16 protein-coding genes are annotated in these 20,607 nt (G+C 60.9%); 11 read left to right on the top strand and 5 right to left on the bottom strand.

Annotation, left to right across the window (positions count from 1 at the left end; genetic code table 11):
* Positions 1-29: 29 nt before the first annotated feature.
* The 3 genes from glnA (at position 30) to ACW9UO_RS17060 (ending at position 2,902) form a co-directional block, all read left to right on the top strand.
* Positions 30-1,436 (top strand): type I glutamate--ammonia ligase, encoded by a 1,407-nt coding sequence (gene glnA / locus ACW9UO_RS17070; RefSeq protein WP_457086965.1) that lies wholly within the window; start codon positions 30-32, stop codon positions 1,434-1,436.
* Positions 1,437-1,589: 153 nt separating this feature from the next.
* Positions 1,590-2,006, top strand: a complete 417-nt coding sequence (locus ACW9UO_RS17065; protein ID WP_457086964.1) for a hypothetical protein — start codon at positions 1,590-1,592, stop codon at positions 2,004-2,006.
* Positions 2,007-2,086: 80 nt separating this feature from the next.
* The gene (locus ACW9UO_RS17060; RefSeq protein WP_457086963.1) at positions 2,087-2,902 is read left to right on the top strand and encodes a lytic murein transglycosylase; all 816 of its coding nucleotides are present in this window, start codon (positions 2,087-2,089) and stop codon (positions 2,900-2,902) included.
* A gap of 80 nt (positions 2,903-2,982) precedes the next feature.
* Here the strand turns inward: ACW9UO_RS17060 and ACW9UO_RS17055 are convergent, their stop codons facing one another.
* From ACW9UO_RS17055 to ACW9UO_RS17040, 4 genes are read right to left on the bottom strand one after another with little or no spacing between them, the layout of a single operon-like run.
* Positions 2,983-4,191: a beta-ketoacyl-[acyl-carrier-protein] synthase family protein gene (locus tag ACW9UO_RS17055; protein ID WP_457086962.1), complete on the bottom strand. Its 1,209-nt coding sequence runs from the start codon at positions 4,189-4,191 to the stop codon at positions 2,983-2,985.
* 33 nt (positions 4,192-4,224) lie between these two features.
* Positions 4,225-4,485, bottom strand: a complete 261-nt coding sequence (locus ACW9UO_RS17050) for an acyl carrier protein (RefSeq protein WP_457086961.1) — start codon at positions 4,483-4,485, stop codon at positions 4,225-4,227.
* 36 nt (positions 4,486-4,521) lie between these two features.
* Positions 4,522-5,613, bottom strand: coding sequence for a UDP-3-O-(3-hydroxymyristoyl)glucosamine N-acyltransferase (locus ACW9UO_RS17045; RefSeq protein WP_457086960.1), 1,092 nt, complete (start codon positions 5,611-5,613; stop codon positions 4,522-4,524).
* Positions 5,614-5,646: 33 nt separating this feature from the next.
* A complete protein-coding gene (locus ACW9UO_RS17040; RefSeq protein ID WP_457086959.1) occupies positions 5,647-7,263 on the bottom strand; it encodes a L,D-transpeptidase family protein in 1,617 nt (538 codons plus the stop codon).
* A 340-nt stretch (positions 7,264-7,603) separates the two neighbouring features.
* On the opposite strand from ACW9UO_RS17040, the gene ACW9UO_RS17035 reads away from it, so the two are divergent.
* From ACW9UO_RS17035 to ACW9UO_RS17020, 4 genes are all read left to right on the top strand, one after another.
* Complete coding sequence (locus tag ACW9UO_RS17035) at positions 7,604-8,173, top strand: YcbK family protein (RefSeq protein WP_457086958.1); 570 nt, start codon at positions 7,604-7,606, stop codon at positions 8,171-8,173.
* 289 nt (positions 8,174-8,462) lie between these two features.
* A complete protein-coding gene (locus ACW9UO_RS17030; protein WP_457086957.1) occupies positions 8,463-9,962 on the top strand; it encodes a tetratricopeptide repeat protein in 1,500 nt (499 codons plus the stop codon).
* Positions 9,959-11,185, top strand: coding sequence for a tetratricopeptide repeat protein (locus ACW9UO_RS17025; protein ID WP_457086956.1), 1,227 nt, complete (start codon positions 9,959-9,961; stop codon positions 11,183-11,185). Before ACW9UO_RS17030 ends, ACW9UO_RS17025 begins: the two co-directional genes overlap by 4 nt.
* A gap of 122 nt (positions 11,186-11,307) precedes the next feature.
* Positions 11,308-14,337, top strand: coding sequence for an FG-GAP-like repeat-containing protein (locus tag ACW9UO_RS17020; protein WP_457086955.1), 3,030 nt, complete (start codon positions 11,308-11,310; stop codon positions 14,335-14,337).
* 12 nt (positions 14,338-14,349) lie between these two features.
* On the opposite strand, the gene ACW9UO_RS17015 is transcribed toward ACW9UO_RS17020, so the two are convergent.
* Positions 14,350-15,261 carry an AAA family ATPase gene (locus tag ACW9UO_RS17015; protein WP_457086954.1) on the bottom strand — a complete coding sequence of 304 codons (912 nt, stop codon included), beginning with the start codon at positions 15,259-15,261 and terminating at the stop codon, positions 14,350-14,352.
* Between the two features lie 227 nt (positions 15,262-15,488).
* Between ACW9UO_RS17015 and ACW9UO_RS17010 the strand changes: the two genes are divergently transcribed.
* From ACW9UO_RS17010 to ACW9UO_RS16995, 4 genes are read left to right on the top strand one after another with little or no spacing between them, the layout of a single operon-like run.
* A complete protein-coding gene (locus ACW9UO_RS17010; protein WP_457086953.1) occupies positions 15,489-16,535 on the top strand; it encodes a glycosyltransferase family 2 protein in 1,047 nt (348 codons plus the stop codon).
* On the top strand, positions 16,532-17,179 hold the full coding sequence (locus ACW9UO_RS17005; protein ID WP_457086952.1) for a hypothetical protein: 648 nt from the start codon (positions 16,532-16,534) through the stop codon (positions 17,177-17,179). Before ACW9UO_RS17010 ends, ACW9UO_RS17005 begins: the two co-directional genes overlap by 4 nt.
* A complete protein-coding gene (locus ACW9UO_RS17000; RefSeq protein ID WP_457086951.1) occupies positions 17,176-19,503 on the top strand; it encodes a glycosyltransferase family 2 protein in 2,328 nt (775 codons plus the stop codon). Before ACW9UO_RS17005 ends, ACW9UO_RS17000 begins: the two co-directional genes overlap by 4 nt.
* Positions 19,503-20,546, top strand: coding sequence for a glycosyltransferase family 2 protein (locus ACW9UO_RS16995; protein ID WP_457086950.1), 1,044 nt, complete (start codon positions 19,503-19,505; stop codon positions 20,544-20,546). Before ACW9UO_RS17000 ends, ACW9UO_RS16995 begins: the two co-directional genes overlap by 1 nt.
* The last annotated feature ends 61 nt before the right edge of the window (positions 20,547-20,607 follow it).

The raw sequence follows: 20,607 nt of genomic DNA, 5'->3' as shown, positions 1-20,607 counted from the left end.
CAAGTAGAACCAATCAAGGGAATTTAGACATGAGCGCAAAAGATCTGCTCAAGCTGATCAAAGATGAAGACGTGGCTTACGTTGACATCCGTTTCACCGACCCGCGCGGCAAGCTGCAGCACGTGACCGTCATCGAAAGCGAAGTTGACGAGGATTTCCTCGAAGACGGCATGATGTTCGATGGTTCGTCCATTGCCGGCTGGAAGTCGATCGAAGCTTCGGACATGAAGCTGATGCCCGACTGCGACAGCGCCTATATCGACCCGTTCTATGCCGAGAAAACTGTCTGCGTGCATTGCTCGGTTGTCGAGCCCGACACCAACGAGCCTTACAACCGCGACCCGCGCGGCACCGCCGAGAAGGCCGAAGCCTACCTCAAGTCGAGCGGCATTGGTGACACCTCGTTCTGGGGTCCGGAAGCAGAATTCTTCCTGTTCGACGATGTTCGTTTCTCGAACACCATCAACAAGGTATCCTACGAAGTCGACGCGCTTGACGCCTCGTGGAACACCGACACCGAATACGAAATGGGCAACACCGGCCACCGTCCGGGCCTTAAGGGCGGCTATTTCCCGGTCAACCCGACCGACGATGGCCAGGACATCCGTTCGGAAATGCTCTCGACCATGAAGCGCCTCGGCATGAAGGTCGACAAGCACCACCACGAAGTGGCTTCCTGTCAGCACGAGCTGGGCCTGATTTTCGGCACGCTGACCAAACAGGCCGACGAGCTGCAGAAATACAAATACGTCGTGCACAACGTCGCACAGGCGTATGGCAAGACGGCGACGTTCATGCCCAAGCCGATCTATGGCGACAACGGCACCGGCATGCACTGCAACATGTCGATCTGGAAAGACGGCAAGCCGCTGTTTGCGGGCGACAAATACGCCGACCTCAGCAACGAAGCGCTGTGGTTCATCGGTGGTATCCTGAAGCACGCCAAAACGCTGAATGCCTTCACCAACCCGTCGACCAACAGCTACAAACGCCTGATCCCGGGCTTTGAAGCACCGGTTCTGCGCGCCTATTCGGCCTCCAACCGGTCGGGTTGCGTTCGTATTCCGTGGACAGACTCGCCCAAAGCCAAGCGCGTCGAAGCGCGTTTCCCCGATCCTTCGGCGAACCCCTACCTGTGCTTTGCGGCGCTGCTGATGGCTGGCCTTGATGGTATCACCAACAAGATCAACCCCGGCGAGGCGATGGACAAGAACCTCTATGACCTGCCGCCCGAAGAGCTGGAAGGTATCCCGACTGTCTGTGGTTCGCTGCGCGAAGCCGTAGAGTGTCTGGCGGCCGATCACGACTTCCTGCTGGCCGGTGACGTGTTCACCAAAGACCAGATCGACGGCTATATCGAGCTGAAGATGGAAGAGATCGAACTGTACGAACACACGCCGCACCCGGTTGAGTTCGGCATGTACTACAGCTGCTGATTGCGGCACATTCTGAAAATCAGAGAGGGCGTCCTTCGGGGCGCCCTTTTGTGTTGGACCACTGCGGATTTTACGTGGATGGTTCGGCCTAGTCGGGCACCTCGCGGTTACGGGTGACACGCAAACGGTGTTCGGCACTTGGGAGGCAATACAATGGCGTTACTGAAGATCCTGCATTTCTGGGCCCTGGCCGCTGGCTTGGGCTTTAGCCTTGCCGGGCTGGTGATGATGGCGATGTCCAAAGGTGCGGCCCCCGAGGCGGGCGCCGTGGTGATGAAAACGCGCGCGCGGTTGGCGCAACTCTCGGGTGCGGCGATTGTCGTGCTTTGGATCACGGGCCTCTGGATGTGGCTGACGGTTTACAGCGGCGCGATGGGTCAATGGCTGGCGTTCAAGCTACTTTGCGTGCTCGCGCTGACCTGTGTGTCGGCCTATATGAACTTTGTGATCTATCGCGCGGCGCGTGGTGGCCCCCGGCCCGTTCCGGCGCGGATGGCGTATTTGGCCAAGGTGGCGGCGGGGCTTGCCGCGCTTATCGTGGTGCTGGCGGTTCTGGCCTTCAGGGGGTAAATTCCGCCCGGAAAATTCTGGACGGATCGCGCCTGCGGGCTAAACTGTACCCCAATGACCAAAATAACAGGGACATTCCAATGCGCCGTTTAACCATCATTTTGTCAGCCATTATCGGCCTGTCCGCGCCTGCCGTTCAGGCCGCGCAATGCATCACCTCCAAAGGGGCCTTTAACGGCTACAAGGGGCAATTGGCGCAGGACGCGCAGCGCAGTGGCGTCGGCCAACGTGGCCTGAGCGCGCTGCAATCGGCCTCGCTGTCCGGCATCACATGGCGGTTCGAATCGAACCCCTCGAGCCAGAGCGGCACCCTGCAAGGCGACCCGGCGAAGTTCCTCGCCAAACGCTCGGGCAGCTCGGCGGGGGCGTTCATTTCGCGCACCAAGCAAAAGATCGCGGCCAACCCCAACACCTTCTCCTCAATCGAGCGCGCCTATGGCGTGCCCGCTGGCATCCTCGCCACGATCTGGGGGCTGGAGACAAGCTGGGGCGGATACCTTGGGCAAACGCCGATTGTTGGCGGTGCGGTCACTTTGGCCTCGTATTGCCGCCGCCACCCGCGGTTTGAAGAGCATGCGATTGCCGCCCTGAGCCTGGTGGATCGCGGCATTATCCCGGCCACCAAACAAGGCGGCCCCTCGGGCGAGCTTGGCCATATGCAGTTTCTTGCGGGCAACTGGATCAAGTACGGTGTTGATGGCAACGGCGATGGCCGCGCCGACCCGTATAACGCCACCGATGCGCTGGCCTCGGCGGCCAATATGCTCAAACGCAACGGCTGGAAGGCGGGGCAGCCCTTTGGCCCCGGCACGCGCAACTTCAAAGTGCTTTCGGCGTGGAACGACAGCGGCAACTACCAGCGCGCCATCGCCTATTCGGCAGAACGCGTGAAGTAACCGCAGCAAGCGACTGTTTGACAACAAAAAAGCCCGGAGCGTGATCAGCGTTCCGGGCTTTTTCAATTCTGCAGAAAGCGTTAGAAGCGGCGCAACGCCAGCACCGCGTTCAATCCACCAAAGGCAAAGGCGTTTGACAGCGCCACATCGACCTTGGCCTCGCGCGCCACATTCGGCACCACGTCAAGCGCGCATTCGGGATCGGGCTCTTCATAGCCGATGGTCGGTGCAATCACCCCGTCGCGCAGCGCCATAATACAGGCCAAAAGCTCGACCGCGCCGGTGCCGCCAATTAGATGGCCGTGCATCGACTTGGTTGACGAAATCATCAGCTTGTCAGCATGGGCACCAAAAACATCCGCAACCGCGGCGCTTTCAGTCTTGTCATTGGCGGCGGTGCCGGTGCCGTGGGCGTTGATATAGCCCACCTCTTCGGGATTGATCCGCGCGTCTTGCATTGCGCCGCGAATGGCGCGCGCCGCACCGCTTTTGGACGGCATCACAATGTCCGAAGCATCGGAGGACATCGCAAATCCCATCATCTCGGCGAGGATCTCTGCGCCGCGCGCCTTGGCGTGCTCGTATTCCTCGAACACAAAGATCGCCGCGCCTTCGCCCTGTACCATGCCATTGCGATTGGCGGAAAACGGGCGGCAGGCGTCCTTGGACATCACGCGAAGCCCTTCCCACGCCTTGACCCCGCCGAAGCACAGCATCGCCTCAGAGCCGCCCGTGACCATCACCGGCGCCATGCCGCCGTGGACCATCTGGAACGCCTGGCTCATCGCGTGGTTGGAGGAGGCGCAGGCGGTCGAAACGGTAAAGGACGGGCCGCGCAGGTTGAACTCCATCGAGACATGGCTGGCGGCGGCGTTGTTCATCAGCTTGGGCACAACAAAGGGATGCACCCGGTTCTTGCCCTCTTCATAGACCGACCGGTAATTCTCATCGAGGGTGTTCATCCCGCCGCCGGAATTGCCAAGAATAACGCCGGATCGCGCCGAAAGCTCATCGGAAAAGGTAAGCCCCGATTGCGCCAGCGCCTCGCGTGCGGCCAGCACGGCGAACTGGGTGAACCGGTCATACAGCGCGAGCTGCTGGCGGTTGAACGCGGTTTCGGAGCTGAACCCCCGCACCTGCCCGCCGATCTTGATCGACAGCCGGTCAACATCGGGAATATCGAGCGGGCCAATGCCGCAACGGCCTTCGCGCATCGCCTCAAGCGTATCAGCAACATTGTGGCCCAGCGCGTTAATGGTGCCAGCGCCGGTGATCACTACCCGTTTCATGGCTCCTGCTCCGCTGTTTTCCTGGTTTCGGGCCTAGCCCTTTTGCTCTTTGATCAGCCGTTCGATCCCGGCCACAATCGAGCCTACGGTGGTAATATCGAAATCGCTTTCCGAGGGCTCGTTGGCATTGAACGGGATCGCGATATCAAAGGCTTCTTCGATGGCGAAAATGCTTTCAACCAGCCCGAGGCTGTCGATCCCGAGATCGTCTAGCGTGCTGTCCATGGTGACATCTTCGGTCTCCAGAACGGCCTGTTCCGCGATGATCGCGACCACCTTGTTACTGACGTCCATTGGCCTGTCTCCGCCTCTGTCTGCGCTGCCCGAGGATTAGTCGCTCCCGGTCAGCTTGGAAACCGCTTTTTTAAGCTCGGTGATATCGCGCAACAGCCGTGGCAAGCGGCGCACAGACTTATAGCTTTCAAGCTGTGTCTCCATCTTGGTGGCAGGATAGCCAAGAAGGACGCGCCCGGTGGGCACGTTCGACATGATCTTGGTGCCGCCGCCGGAAATCACGTTGTCGCCGATAAAGATATTGTCGCTGATCCCGGTTTGGCCGCCAAAGACGCAGTTGTTGCCGATCTTGACCGATCCGGCAATGCCGGTTTGGCCGCACAGCAGGCAATCGTTGCCAACCTCGCAATTGTGGCCGATGTGCACGAGGTTATCGATCTTGGTGCCGTTGCCGACAGTGGTGTCGCGGATGGTGCCCCGGTCGATGCAGGCGTTGGCTCCGATCTCGACGTCATCGCCAATGGTCACACCGCCAAGCGAGTGGATGCGCGCCCAGGATTGCGCCGCCGCGCCGCCCTGATCGCCCAGAGTTTCGCGCGCCCGTTCGACGCCGCTTTGCTCGGGCGTCACAAAAGAGAAGCCGTCGGCCCCGACCTTGGCACCGGGCTGCGCAATGAAGCGCGCGCCGATGCGGATGCCGTGGCACAGAACGACCTGTTCGCGCAGAAAGGCGTTTTCGCCAAGATGTACATCCGCGCCGATGAAACACTGTGGCCCGATCACCGATCCCGCCCCGATCACCGCGCGCGGTCCAATCACCGTGCCCGGCCCAACGCTGACGTTGTCGCCAATCTTTGCTGTGGGGTCGATCACCGCCGCCGGGTGGAGGCCCGCGCCATACTCTGGCCCGCGGTCCATCATCGCCGACAGGCCGCCCATGACAAACCTTGGGCGGGACGCAAAGATTGCGGCCTCAAGCCCCATCGCCTGCCAATCCGCGCCGGCCCAAAGGATCGCGGCACGCGCGCCGCCCTTAGACAGGGTTTCAGCGTACTCCGGCTTCATCGCCAGCGCCAAATGGTTTGGGCCCGCATCCGCAGGCTCGCGCAGCCCGTCGACAGAAATGTCAGTGGCGCCCGCTGCCTCGCAGCCGAGCGCCACCGCTATGTCATTCACCGTATGGCTCATGGTCTGCGCCTCGCTATCTTTGCGAGGCTGTTTTTATCCCTGAACCTCGCTCAGCGCCACCCCTGCGTTGCGCAACGCATCGTAAACCCGGGCATCCCGGCCATAGATGTCGTCGCGGTAATTCAGGCGGCCCTTCGCATCGGTATAAGCCGTGCGATAGATCAGGTGCACCTGGATCGGCTGTTCAAGATTGACCCGCGTGTTCTGGCCGCTTTGCAGACGCGACTGGAAGAAGTTCACCGGATCGTCGGTTTGCTTCGACAGCAGCTCGTAGGCGAAGTCGAACGGATCGTTCAGCCGCACACAACCATGCGAAAACGCCCGCACGTCGCGCGAGAACAGGCTCTTGGCCGGGGTATCGTGCAGATAGATGTTGTTCACATTGGGGAACATGAACTTCACCAGCCCCAGCGCATTGCGGTTCGACGGAGCCTGACGCAGGTAATACGGGAAGTTCTTGCCAGTATAGCGCGAGAAGTTCACCGCCGAGCGCGGCACAATGCGGCCCCGGCTGTCGATCACATCAAGATGGCTGACCGCATAGGGGTTGCTCCGCATCGCCGGCAGATATTCCTCTGCCGTGATCGAACGCGGGACATTCCAGTACGGGTTGATCTCCATATATTCCATGACGTCGGAAAACTCGGGCGTTTCCCGGTCGAGGGTGTTCTTGCCCACCACGGCGCGGGTTTCAAAAGTAACCTTGCCGTTGTCGATGATCTGCGCGCGGAAATCCGGCAGGTTCACCAGAACATGCCGATCACCGCGGGGCCGGTTGAGCCACCGCTCGCGCTCCATCGCCACCAGAACCGAGCGCAGCCGTTCGGAGGCCGACACATTGATTGCCTTCAGCGTAGAGCCCCCCGCGATACCATCCGAGGTCAGGCCCATATCAAGCTGGAACTGCTGTACGGCCTTCTCCATCGCGGCGTCATAGCTGCCGGTCGACGACCGCTCCAGATAGCCCATCGCAACAAGCCGGTTGCGCAGCGCCACCACCTGGGCACCGGATTGGCCCGGCTCAAGCGTGCCAGACTGCACCGCCCCGCCCCAGCCGCCCCGGTTGATCACATGCTCAAGATCAAGCTTGGCGCGCACGAGGCTGGTATATTCGCGCGTGGCTGGAATGATGCTGCGGAAAAACGCATCCGGGCTGCCGGCGCTGAAATCGCGCAGGTTGGCGATTGGGTCGCGCACCGGGACCTCACGCTTCATCGTTGACGAGATCTTTTTGGGATCAAGCACGCCGGTCTGCATGTGGCGCGTGAACAGCACGAAGATTTCGCTCAGCTCGACCTCGAGTTCGCCCAAGGCACGCTCGCCCCGAACCGAGGCCATCATGCGGCGCAGAACTTCGGGATCATAGTTGCGCGTCGGCAGGCCATAAAGGCTCGCGGTCGACACCGCATTAAGAAGCGCGGCGCGGCGCGCGCGGTGCATATCGCTGTCTCCGGTCCAGATCGGCTCGAACTGGTTCTCGCGGTAGAAGGCGGCGATGTCACGATTACCGGAGGCGGATTCGGCGACCGCCTGTTTAAAGGCTGTAACCTCGGCCAGAACCGGCTCGGGAAGCGCGAAAGTCGCCACCGTTGCCATGGCGATTCCGGCCAGCAGCCCTTTCATTCGGCCCATTTCGTGTGAATGCGTCATACCGTCCCTCCGGGCAGTGAATTTATAGCTATACATTAGTTAGTCCCGACTAGCCCTTTGTCTACTCACAATTTCTTAAGCTCCATAAGCTACCTTGACGCTTACCGGCATGAGGCCGGCGACATGGTAGACAAGGTTACGGTGTGCACAATCCTGCCAGCACACCCCAGATTTGAGCGAGTTTTTGCCCAATATCGAGTGCCCCAGGCAATCCTGGGAATCCGATGTTGGAGATAAAATGAGCATGTGGCATACAGACCACGCATCTGGGGATGAGATGGCAGGTTTCGCGTAACATCGCAGACCAAATTTAGAGAGCGACGGACAGGCGCAATACAACATGAAAAATCTTCGCGACAGCGGTATCTCGCGGCGTGGCCTTTTGGGCGCGTTTGCGGCAACACTCGTAACAGCAGCTCCAACCTTTACCAGTGCAGCAGGCTTCCTGCGCGGCGGTGGTGATATTCGGCGCATCAAGATGTATTCCGCCCGGACGGGCGAAAGACTCGACATGATCTATTGGGTCGAAGGTGAGTATATCAAAGATGCGGTGGAAGAGGTGCATAAATTCATGCGTGATTGGCGCACGAATGACGTAAAATATATCGATTTGCGTACAATCGATATCTTGGCGGCCTCGCACAACCTTCTCGATGTGGCAGAGCCGTACATGCTCCTCTCGGGCTACCGTAGCCCCAAAACCAACGCGATGCTCCGGTCTCGGTCGAGCGGCGTTGCCAAAAACTCTCTGCACCTGAAAGGTCAGGCCGCAGATGTAAGCCTTAAAGGTCGCTCCGTCGGCCAGATCGCAAAAGCGGGCGCAGCCTGCCGGGCTGGCGGCGTGGGCCGTTACTCAAGCTCGAACTTTGTGCATATGGATTGCGGCGCAGTGCGCAGCTGGGGCCGTTAAGCCCCACTCTATCCATCTCAGTCTTGCCGACGTCGTCCGCCAGCGGACGGCGTTTTTTTTTGCACGGTGCATCTGGGGAAGGATGACAAACGGGCAAACGGCTTCTGGCTTTCCTTGACATGACCTTGGCCATGCGGCGTGTTATCAGTTAACGCACCGGTGCCGGGAATGGTTCCGACTTTTTTGAACTATTTGTTTTTGAAGGACTCGAGCTTTGCCGCGCAAGCATCACACCCTGCCCCGTCCGACCATATTTGCCCTCTGCACCTTGGCTTTGGCCTGTCCCGCGTTGGCGCAAGACGCTGCCGAACCGCTGGACCAAGCGCTGGAAACCGCCAAAGCCACGTATGACTCGGGTGATTATGTCACCGCCCGCCGTCTGCTGCTGGCCCTGGCCGAACGCGGCGATGCCGGATCGCAGCTCGACATCGGTCTGTTGATGATCCAAGGCAAGGGCGGCCCGGTCGAACGGGACAACGGCGAAGACTGGATTGCCAAGGCCGCGGCGCAGGATCATCCGGTGGCAAACCGGATCATGGGGCAGATCGCTCTGGCCCAGCCGCAAGCCCCCGGCGCAGATGCTTCGGCCCGGCAATACCTGCGGCGCGCAACGGAACTCGACGATATTCCAGCGACTTACCTGCTCGGTGAGCTGCTCCTGAAAGGGCCGGACGCCGAGGAAGCGCTCGCGCTGATCACGCGGGCGGCCGAAGGCGGCCACACCGGGGCGCAATACCGCCTGTCCGAGCTGTTATCCCAAGGCAAATTCGCGCCCGTTGACCTTAATGCCGCCTTTGGTTGGCTCACCAAGGCCGCCGATGCTGGCCTGCCCGAAGCGCAATATCAATTGGCCCGCAGTTTCGACAGTGGCGCAATCAAGCCAGCCCAAGGCGACGGCACCGTTTTGGCGCTCGATTGGTATCGCCGCGCCGCCGAAAACGGCCATGTTCTGGCGCAGCGCACGATGGGCGTGCGCCATCTTGGCGGCGAAGGCGTCGCGCAAAACACGCAAGAGGCGATTCGCTGGCTGCGCAGCGCAGCGGAAAAAGGCGATGCAGGCGCGCAGTTCAACCTTGGTCTGATTTACGCCGACGGGATGGGCATCCCGTCCGACCCGGCGCAGGCCCTGCCCTATTTTATCGCCGCCTCTGATCGCGGGGTGCGCCAAGCCAGCTATCGCGCCGCCAAAATACTCGAAGAAGATCAAGGTGTTCCGATGGACATCAACCGCTCCTTCGCCCTGTACCTGCGCGCCAATGAACAGGGGTCGGACCGGGCCACCCAGCGCCTTGGGCAATTGGCGGCGGCCAACTTCCTTGGCGGACGCGCCGCGCCGCATGATGCGGTGCCTTGGGTGCTGTTTTCCGCCCGGCAAGGCGATGCCGAGGCGCTGCCTTGGCTGGAAAAACAGGCCGAGGGCGAAGTGCGACAGGCGATGCATGCGCTTGGGGCGTATTATTACGAGACACCCGAGGGGGCGAGTGGCCCGCGTGACGCAGAATTGGCCGTACAATGGTTTACCCGCGCCGCCGAGGCAGATTTGCCAGAATCGCAATTGGCGCTGGCGCGGATGATCTCGCTTGGTGTCGGCACCGACAACGATTATATCGCCGCGCACAAATGGTTTAACGTCGCGGCGGCGCGCGGTCTTTCCGAGGCGGCCCCCCTGCGCGATGCTCTGACCGATCTGATGACCCCGGATCAGGTGGCCGAAGCCCAGGAATTGGCGACCGCCTTTTTCGAGGCCATCCGCAATGCGCCCCCCCCGATCCGGACCGAGGGCGAATGATCTGCGCCGTCCGCGTGCTTGCCGTCGCTGTTGCGGCGGCGTCACTGACCCCGCCCGCCGCAACAGCGCAAGAGCTTGTGATGCCGACGCTGGAAAACCTGCATTCCTTTGCAGACAGCGGCCACCCCGAGGCACAAACGCGTCTGGGCAAAGCCTTGGCGCAAGGCGATGGGATGCTGCCCGACTACGCTGCAGCGGTGAAACTTTTCCGCCTGGCCGCCGAACAGGGCCATCCCGAGGCACAAAATCAGCTTGGCCGGCACCTCTCTGCCGGATTGGGCACAGCCCAGAATATCGAGGAGGCTCTTGTCTGGCTTGAACGCGCGGCGGGGCACGGCGATGCAAGCTATCAACTTGATTTTGCAGCCACTCTTGAGACTGCCAATCGGAGCCCAGAAGATTTGGTTCGCGCGTTCGAGACCTACCGCGCCGCGGCGGATCAGGGGCTAGTGGCCGCTGTCACCTCGCTCGCGTTGATGCATATGGAGGGTCTTGGCACCGACCAGAATTTCGCCGCAGCCAAACACCTGTTCGATCAGGCGGCCGAGGCCGGCGATGCGCGGGCGCTCAATAATCTGGGGTTGCTCTATGTGCGCGGCGATGGCGTGACGCAGGATTATGAACAAGCGGCGCAGTATTTTCAGGCCGCCGCCGATTTGGGCCAGCGGACCGCGATGGGCAACCTCGCTGTGATGTATGAAAACGGGTTTGGCGTCGCGCAAAGCGATGAGTTGCACGCCAAATGGCTGGCCGCCGCCCAGGCCGGAGCCTCGGCGTCTGATGTGCCGGGGGCCTTGTCCACCGATCCGTTCTTACCGCCGCTGCAACTGACCGAAGACCTGTTGGCCCAGACAGAGATACGCGCCCGGGGCGGTGATCCGGTTGCGCAATATTATCTGGCCCTCGCCTATCTTGGCTTGGAGGAGGCGACGCACGCAAATCAGGCGCGCGCGCGTTTCTGGTTTGAGCAGGCGGCGCAGCGCGGCCATGCCCCCTCGATGGCCAATATGGGGCAATATTACGCGCGCGGCCTGACCGTGCCGCAGGATTATTTGCGCGCCTATGCCTGGACATCGGCCGCGATTGCCGCCGGCGAAAAGCAACACGCCGAGATGTTGAATTGGCTGCTGGCGAAGATGCCAGAGCAACAGATCGCCGCCGCGCAAGCCTATGGTGCCACGATTTGGACGCCCGCGCCGGTGTTCAAAGCTTCGTCTCGCTAACCGTCACAGGGTTTCTGGCGTGGGCGCGGATACACACGGTTGCGCAAACCGGCCGCTTGGATCACGCTACGGGAATTAACTGATTTCATATGTGGCGCAGCCGCTCGCCGCCGGAGGGTCAAATGTTCAACGAAGCTATTGAAAACAAGTCGCGATTTTTTCTCGCGGCGCTGATCGTGCTGCTTCTGGCCTATCTGTTCTGGACGGGATCCCGCTATCCTGCGCTGGACGAAAAGGCGATGATGAGCGGTGCAATCCAGTTGGAAGATCCGATCGGATTCGAGGCCAAGATCCAACTTACGTCGGACATGGGTTTCGCCGAGCGGGTGGCCGTGTCGACGCTCAATTGGATCAACACCAACAAAAAGGGCATGATCTTTGGCCTGCTGTTTGCCGCCGCGCTGATGACGCTGATCGCCAGCCTGCGCCAACGGGCGTTTCGCTCGCCTTGGGCGAATTCGGTGCTGGGCATGTTTATCGGCGCGCCGCTGGGGGTTTGCGTGAACTGTGCCGCGCCGATTGCCCGTGGATTGAAGGCCAGCGGGCTTCGGGCCGAGACCACGCTATCGGCGATGATCGCCTCTCCGACGCTTAACATCGTGGTGCTGACGATGGCGTTTAGCCTGTTGCCCGCGTATATTGCGGGATTAAAAATAGGCCTCAGTCTGTTGATAATACTTGTGATTGTGCCACTGGTGGTGCGATGGGGACTGCCCGCGCCCAGCATTGCGCCGATCAACACGCCACCGACTGAATTCTTTCGTGCGCCTGAGATTGACGCAAACGAAAGCGTTCTCGGCTCTGGCCTCGCGGTGTTAAAAAGCTACGTCGCCAACCTTGTGTTCATCGTGAAATTGACGGTGCCGCTGATGTTTCTCGCTGGGTTTCTTGGCGCGCTTGCGGGCACGTTGTTGCCCCAAGATGTGTTGGGATCGCTGCCGTTCAGCCTCGGGATATTGGTGGTGGTGGCGGCCGTGGGCCTGTTTTTGCCGGTGCCTATCGCCTTTGATGTGGTGGTGACCGGCGCGCTGTTGTCGGCGGGCGCGAGCCATGGCTATGTCATGGCGCTGTTGTTCACGCTCGGGTCGTTCTCGATCTACAGTTACTTCATCGTGGCGCAGGCGTTTTCCTTTCGCATCGCCAATGCGATGGCCGCCTCGGTGTTGGTGTTGGGCGTGGCAAGCGGCGCAGCGGTAGAAAAATACCACAATTGGCAATCTGATCGCGCGCTCGACATCCTGCTTGGGGCCGTGCCGCAGATCGTGGCACCGGCCCATGCGCAAAGCCCCGACATCTCCGTGACGGCGCGGCCTTTTTCTAAACGTTCGCCGGAGGGCGCGACGCTGTTCACACGGATGGAGGCCGATCAGATCGGCATCGACAAACCGATCGAGTTTTCGTTCAAGGATATGTGGCCGCCGTTCTGGGAAGGGCGCAGTCTTGCCACCGCCGATTACGACCGGGACGGCGATGTCGATCTTGCGATCGCTTCGACCTCGCAAGCGCTCTATCTCTATGAAAACACAGGCGGAAGCTTCTCGCGTGTGGCGTTGTCCCCCGGCCCTTTTGCAGATCGCTATGTGTTTAACGCGGGTTTTGCGGATATGGACAACGATGGATGGCCCGATCTGATTCTCGCCACCTATCTCGACGGGAATTACCTTGTGCGCAACATCGGCGGCCGCTTTGATTTGGCGGACGCGCAGCCCATTCCCAATCAGCCCGACGCCCGCCTGTCCCTCGCCCTGGCATTTGATGATGCTGACGGCGACGGCGACCTTGATATCGCGGTCGGCAATTGGGCTGCGGGCTGGTATCGGCAGGTGCCGGGCGAGGAAAGCCGCAATCGCGTGATCCTCAACACAGGGGTCGAAACGCTGGGCGATACCTTTGTGTCGCTGCCCGGCATTCCCGGTGAAACCTTGTCGCTGCTGTTTTCCGATATCAACGGTGATGGCGCGGCGGATTTGATCGAAGGCAATGATTTTGCGGTGCCCGATTACATCTATCTAGGGGATGGAAAAGGCGGGTTTGCCCCGGTGCGCAAACAGGATGGCACCATCCCCCACACAACCCAGACGACCATGGCAGTGAAGACCGCCGATCTGGCCAACACCGGCCAAACGCAGCTGTATTTTGCACAGATCGCGGGCCGGTCTTCAGGTGTATCGGACACCCTCAAGATGCAACCGCTCGCGCGCTATTGCGACGAGATCGTGAACCCCGGAGCCAAGGCGATCTGTGCCCGCAATATGGAGATCAAGACCTGGTATAAATCCGGCAACCGGTTCGATCCGTCGTATGCCAGCCGCTGTGCCGAACTGCCCGAGCCAGACCGGAGCGAATGCAAAGGCATGCTGGTCAAGGACATCGCGATCCAGCGGCGTGACCCAAAGATCTGTGACCTTATCCCGGCCAACCAGGAAATCGCACAGGCATATTGCGCCGTGCATTTTCTGCCCGAGCGGCTGGTGACGCAGAACGAGATCGACAGCGCCCTGCCCCAGATACAGCGCGCCAACGTGTTGCTGGAACCGAAGAATGGCACCTATACGGACACAGCCGCGGCGCGCGGGCTCGACGTGGGCGGTTGGTCCTGGGACACCAAAATTGCCGATTTCGACAATGACGGCTGGCAAGATGTCTATATCGTTAACGGCACATGGGTGCCGAATGAAGTCAGTCCCTCCAATTTGTTCTTTCACAATCGCGGCGATGGCAGTTTTTCCGAAGCCTCAGGGCCAATGGGGCTGGAAGATTACCTGATGACCGCCGCCGCGACCCAGTTTGATTTCGACAATGACGGTGATCTGGATATTGTCACACATTCAGTTAACGGCCCGTTAATTTTTTTCCGCAATAATGCCCAAGACGGAAATGCAATCAGAGTGGTGTTGGAGGATCACCAAGGCAATCGAGATGGAATCGGGGCGCGGCTGACGATCCATTTGGCGGACGGCAAAATTCAAACGCGCGAGATCCAGCTTGGCGGTGGGTTCATGTCATTCGACGTGCCATCAGCGCACTTCGGGCTGGGCGATGCCGACAGTGTTGAGGTTTTGCATATCCGCTGGCGTGATGGTTCGGAGAGCACACTCGACGGACCGCTTGAGGCCGGTCATGAATATGTGGTGACCCGCGGCGCGAGGTGACGGCGGCCGGGGTCAGGCAGGCTCAATGGAGGCTCTGACCTCGTCAAGAATGCGTTTGGCTTCAGACCCTTGCAGGCGGGCAATGTCGTCCTGATACTTGAGGATCGCGCCAAGCGTGTCGGAGATGACTTGCGGCGAGAGGGCGATGACATCAAGGGCCAGCAGGCATTTTGCCCAGTCGATGGTTTCGGCAACGCCGGGACGTTTGAAAATATCTTCGGTGCGCAGGGACTGCACAAAGGCAACGATTTCGCGGCTGAGGGTTGCGGCGGCCTCGGGAACGCGGGCATGCAAGATCTCCATCTCGCGGGTAAAGTCGGGGTAGTCGACCCAATGATAGAGGCACCGCCGCTTGAGCGCGTCATGCACTTCGCGGGTGCGGTTGGACGTGAGGATAACGATGGGCGGCTCGGGGGCTTTGATCGTGCCCAATTCGGGGATAGTGACCTGATAATCAGAGAGCGCTTCCAGAAGGAAGGCTTCGAACGGTTCATCGGTGCGGTCGAGTTCGTCGATCAGCAGGACAGGTGCGCCATTTTCATCCGGGCGCATCGCCTCGAGCAAGGGACGTTCGATCAGGAAATCCGGGCCGAACAGTTCAGTTTTAAGCATGTCGCGATTGGCATTGCCTTCGGCCTCGGCGGTACGAATTGCCACCATCTGCGCCGGGAAGTTCCATTCATAAACGGCAGAGCTCGCATCAAGCCCTTCGTAGCACTGCAGCCGGATCAGACGACGCCCCAGCCCCCTGGCAATGGCCTTGGCGATCTCGGTTTTGCCGGTGCCCGGCTCACCCTCGAGGAACAGCGGCTTGCCAAGGGTCAGGGCCAGAAAGGTCACCGTACCCAGCGCGCGGCCGCACACGTAATCCTGCGCTGCGAGCATATCCTGAACCGCGTCGATGCTTGCCGGTAACTGTGCCATTGATATCCTCCAGATTGGCGACAAGGGCTACACGCGTGGCATCCGGGGTCAAGGCGACAAAAGTCGCGCTCGAAGAGCAGGACATCCGGAGCCGCGATTGACGCGCCAGCCGCAAAATGCGATTCTTTTGCCAAAAGATAACCAAGTTGCGGCACAAACGCAGGCATGAGGCCAGACAGCAGGACAGCGATGCAAAGGCAAGACCGACCGGCGAGGGGCATTTCAAGATGCGCATAACCGCCGTGACATGTGTGAAAAACGAAGGCCCGTTCCTGTTGGAGTGGATCGCCTACAATCGCGTGATCGGCGTGACCGATCATCTGTTCTATTCCAACGACTGTTCGGACGGCACCGACCGGCTTTTGCATCGACTGTCCGATCATGGCATCGCGACCCACCTGCCCAACCCGGCGCAGGGCCGCAATTACCAGATGGAAGCGCTTAAGGATGCGCGACGACAGGAGGTTGTGACCGGAGCCGATTGGGTTTGGGTGGCGGATGTCGACGAATTTCTCAACATTCATGTCGGCGATCACACCATCCCGGCCTTAATCGAGATCTGCGGCAATCCGCAGGCGATTTCGGTGACGTTCCAGTTCTTTGCCAGCGGCGGCGTCGACAGTTTTCACGATAAGCCGGTGATCGGCCAGTTTACCCGTGGCCACAATCCCGATCTGTGGTGCGCCGAGACCGCGATTGAGGTCAAGACCTTGGTGCGTCGCGATTTTCCGCTGCAATACTACGGTGCGCACCGACCGTTTCACCGCACCGCCAAGGTGCGCGAGACGGCGCTGGAATGGAAAGACGGCGCTGGCCGCGATGTGCCCGAGGCGTTTTTGATCGCCGCCAACAAGCGGCGCATTCGCAAGTTTCCTGCCGCCGGGGCGCGGGCATTCGCCACGCTCAATCACTATGCGCTGCGCTCGCTCGACAGCTATCTGGTCAAAAATGATCGGGGCGATGTGAACCGCGAAAACCGCGATTTCGACGATACATACTGGCGCGAACGCAACGATGACGTTTGGGAGGATCGCTCGATCTTGCGGATGCTGCCACGGCTTGAGGCGCAGATTGCGGTGCTCAAGGCGCTGCCGGGGATTGCGGAATTGCATGACGAAACCGTGCGTCTGCACCGGTCGCGGCGCGATGCTTTGGTGCAGCAAGACGGCTACCGGGCGATGCAAGCGCAACTGCGCGCGGCGTCGCGTTTGCCGCCGGGCGAAGATGCGCTGATCGAGGCGCTGGGTGATCACCCGGTTCTGGCGCTGCCATGAGCCGGCTGCGAGTGGTCAACCTCGGTCTGCCGAAATCGGGCACCACGACCTTGGCGCGGGCGCTGCGCAAGGCAGGGCTGCATGTGGCCGATTACCGGATCAAGCCGGTACAGACCGAGAATGCCGCGCTGCATCGCAGGTTTGTCGGTGAGATGCTGTATGACGGCTATTTTCTGCGGGGCGACCCGCTGGATGGCTTGGATGACTTCGACGGTTTCTCCGAGTTGAGTGCGCTGCGCGGCGAACGCTCGATCTGGCCGCAGTTTGATTTCGGGCTGCTCTCGGCCATGCGCGCGCATCATCCCGGGGTGCGGTTTTTGGCCTCGTGGCGCCCGCCCGAGGTGATGTCGGATTCGATGCTGCGCTGGTTCAATCTTGGCACCGAGCGCATCCCCGAGGCCGATATTCCTGGCCTGCCAAAGGGGTACGGTGTTACCTCGCGCGAACGGGTGACATGGATCACCGGGCACTATGCGGCGCTCGACCGGTTCTTTGACGGCAGCCCTGATTACCTGCGCTATGATGTGGCCGCCCCCGAGGCCCCGGCGCAGATCGGGGCCTTTATCGGGCGCGATTTGCCGTGGTGGGGCAAGACCAATGTGAACGCGGTAAAGACCGCGGCAAAGGAAAAGGCGGCGTCATGAAAATCAGCCTGCACATCGGGCCGGATGTCTGGTCTGCCACCCGGCTGCAACTTGTGCTGGATGCCAAGCGGCGCCAGCTTTTGCGCAGCGGCGTGTTGTATGCCCGCACGCCGGGGGCCAAAAATCACACCCGGCTTTATATGGCGGCAAGCGATCCGGGAGCGGTGGACGCCCTGCGGCACAACCGCGGTTTTGGCGACCCCGAGCGGCAGGAGAAGCTGCGCGCCGACGTGATGCAGGCGCTGCACAATGAGGTTGCGGCGAGCAAGGCCGACCATCTGATCCTGTCGGCGCATCAATTCGGCGCGGCGCTGGTGCTGCCGTCCGAGCTTGCGCGGCTGCGCGAGATGCTGGCACCGATCTCCGAAAACATCGAGGTGATTGCGCATATTGACTGCCCGGCGCGGATGTTGGCGCGCCATTACGGCGTGCAGGTTTTAGACGGCCGCATGCGCCCGCTCGACATGGAATTGCGGCTGGCGGAGGCGGGCGATTGGTGGGCGCACGCGCTGGAAACCCGGCCTGCCTCGGCCCCGGATCAGGGGATTTTCCCCGAGGTTCAGATGGCCCCGCCCTGGCTTGATTACTCCGGTTTGCGGCACCATTGGGAGGCGGTGTTTGGCACCGGCACTTTCCGGTTTCGCCCACTCGACATCGCGGCGTTGTGCCGGGACGACGTGACCGATGAGGTGCGCGCGGCCTTCGGGCTCGACGATCAGATCGGCAAATATGACCCGGTGAAGCCGCCCGTTGCGCCCGCCGCCGACTGGCTGGCGCGCGCGCGCCAGTTCAACGATGTGCTGACCCGGCTTTTGGCCAAGGGCGAGCATCAGGTGCCGCGCCTGTTGTGGAAACGCCTTCTGGGCGAGGTGCGGGTGCCGGGCAAGGCGCTCAAACCCGGCGCGCTTGCCCCTGTCGCCGCGCGCTTTGCGCCCGATCTGGCGGAACTCGCCAAAGCCACACCGGAGCTGGCCCGCGTCTTTGCCCACGACAAGCCGCTGCCAGTCTGGAGCGAACCTGAGGCGCGCCAAGGGTTTCGCGCCACGCAATATCTTCTGGCCGCCCTGCCCCGGATTGAAAAAGCCACCCGCGAGGCCCGCACCACCGAAAAGGCCAGAACCGACGGCAAGGTCGAGGGTCTGTCGAAACAGGCGGCCAAGGTGATGCCGTCCCTCGCCAAGGAAAAGTTCGCTCAACTCAAAGGCGGGCCTTTTGCGCCGCACAATCGGCTGGGGCAGGTCAACGAGGAGGAGCTGGCCGCCGCGTACGCCCCCGCCCCGCCCCGCACCCTGCCTGCCGGGTCCAGCGGCAATGTCATCGTCGGCTGCATGAAAAACGAAGCGCCGTATATCCTTGAATGGATCGCCTATCACCGCGCCATCGGCATCGACAATTTCCTGATTTACACCAACGGCTGCGAAGACGGCACGGTTGAAATTCTCGACCGTTTGCAAGCGCTTGGCATGATCGAACACCGCAACAACGAGGTCTGGAAAGGCAAGTCGCCACAGCAATCCGCGCTCAACGACTCGCTGAAGGAACCGGTGATCCGCAACGCCGATTGGATCATCCATATCGACGTCGATGAGTTCATGAACATCCGCTGCGGCAATGGCACCTTGCAGGATTTCCTCGACCGCGTGCCCGATGCCACCAACGTCGCGATGACCTGGCGGATGTTCGGCCATAACGGCGTGACGCAGCTGAAAGACCGCTTTGTGATCGAGCAATTCGACACCTGCGCCCCGAAATTCTGCCCCAAGCCGCACACGGCCTGGGGGTTCAAAACCATGATGCGCAATATCGGGGCTTATGAAAAACTGTCGTGCCACCGGCCCAACAAATTGGTGCCGGGGATGGAGGATAAGGTGCGGTGGTTCAACGGCTCGGGCGCGAGCATGGGCGATGAGGTCAAGGTGAACGGCTGGCGCAATTCCAAGCGTTCGATCGGCTATGATCTTTTGCAACTGAACCATTATGCGCTGCGCTCGGCCGAGAGTTTCCTGATCAAGCGGCAACGCGGGCGGGCGCTGCATGTGGATCGCACAATCGGTCTGAATTACTGGATCCGGATGGATTGGAGCGACGCCCGCGACATCACCATCAAGCGCAATGTGCCGCGTGTCCGGGCCGAGTTTGACCGGCTTCTCACCGATCCTGTGTTGGCGGAATGGCACGCCAAGGGGCTGGCATGGCACCGGGCCAAGGCACTGGAACTGCACAAGAACCCCGAGTTTGCCGAGCTGTATGCCAAGGCGGTCTCGATGCGTTTGAACGAAACCGAGCGCGCCGCTTATGCGCTGGCGCTTGATATGGAAAGCTGATGCAGGCAACCGCGGTTTTATGTCTGCGCGATGAGGCGGCGTTTCTGTTGGATTGGCTGGCGCATCACCGCGCGGTGGGGTTTTCGCAGGTGGTGATCTGCACCAATGATTGCAGCGACGGCACCGATGTGATGGCCGACCGGCTGGCCGAACTGGGCGGCGTGACCCACATCCGCAACGATGGCCCCTATGACAACGGCGGCATCCAGTTCACCGGGATGAAGCTGGCGGGCAAGACCAAGGCGGTGCGCCAGGCCGACTGGCTGATGGCGCTGGACATCGATGAATATGTCAACATTCACGCCGGGGCGCATCGGCTGGAGGATCTGATTGCCGCCCTGCCCGAGGCAAATGCCATCACTCTGACGTGGCGGTTGTTTGGCAATAGCGGCGAGGTGGCTTACCGCGATCAGCCGATGACCGAGGTGTTCACTCATGCCGCGCCGCAGGTGATGCAGTGGCCGTGGCGGGCTCTGATGTTCAAGACGCTGTATCGCAACGATGGCTGTTTTCGCCAGCTCGGGGTGCACCGCCCGCGTGGCCTGCGCGAGGAGCGGGCTGGCGATGTGCGCTGGTTTGACTGCGAGGGCCGCGCGCTGGATTTGCAGGCGCAGGACAAACGGGTGTTTTCGATCCTTGGGCACCGTCACTATAAACTGGCGCAGCTCAATCATTATCCACTGGGCGCGATGGAGAGCTATGTGCTCAAATCGGCCCGCGGCCGCGCGGTGCATTCCAGCGATCAGCTGGGGATGGATTACTGGGTCGAGCGGAATTTCAACACCGACGCCGACCGCTCGGTTCTGGCCTTGGCCCCGCAGGTGGCGCAAGAGCGCGCGCGGTTGGCACAAGATCCAGAATTGGCCCGCTTGCACGGCGAAGCCGTCGCCTGGCGCAAGACACGGTTTACCGAGTTGGTCGAAGATGATGCCTATCGCGCCCTGTTTGGCCGTCTGTTGATGACACCGCCGTCCCAGCCGCCCTCGCCCGAAATTGGCCGCCAACTGATGGCCCATGCACAGCGCGGTCGGGCCAAACCCTGACAGGCGAAAACTTGATTGGCCAGAACCTGACTGGCCGTAACCTGACTGACCTGTCCGCAAA

It is taken from the genome of Marinovum sedimenti (assembly GCF_054052205.1).
The sequence above is the reverse complement of the archived record's forward strand: the minus strand, read 5'-3'. Positions and strand labels throughout refer to the sequence as shown.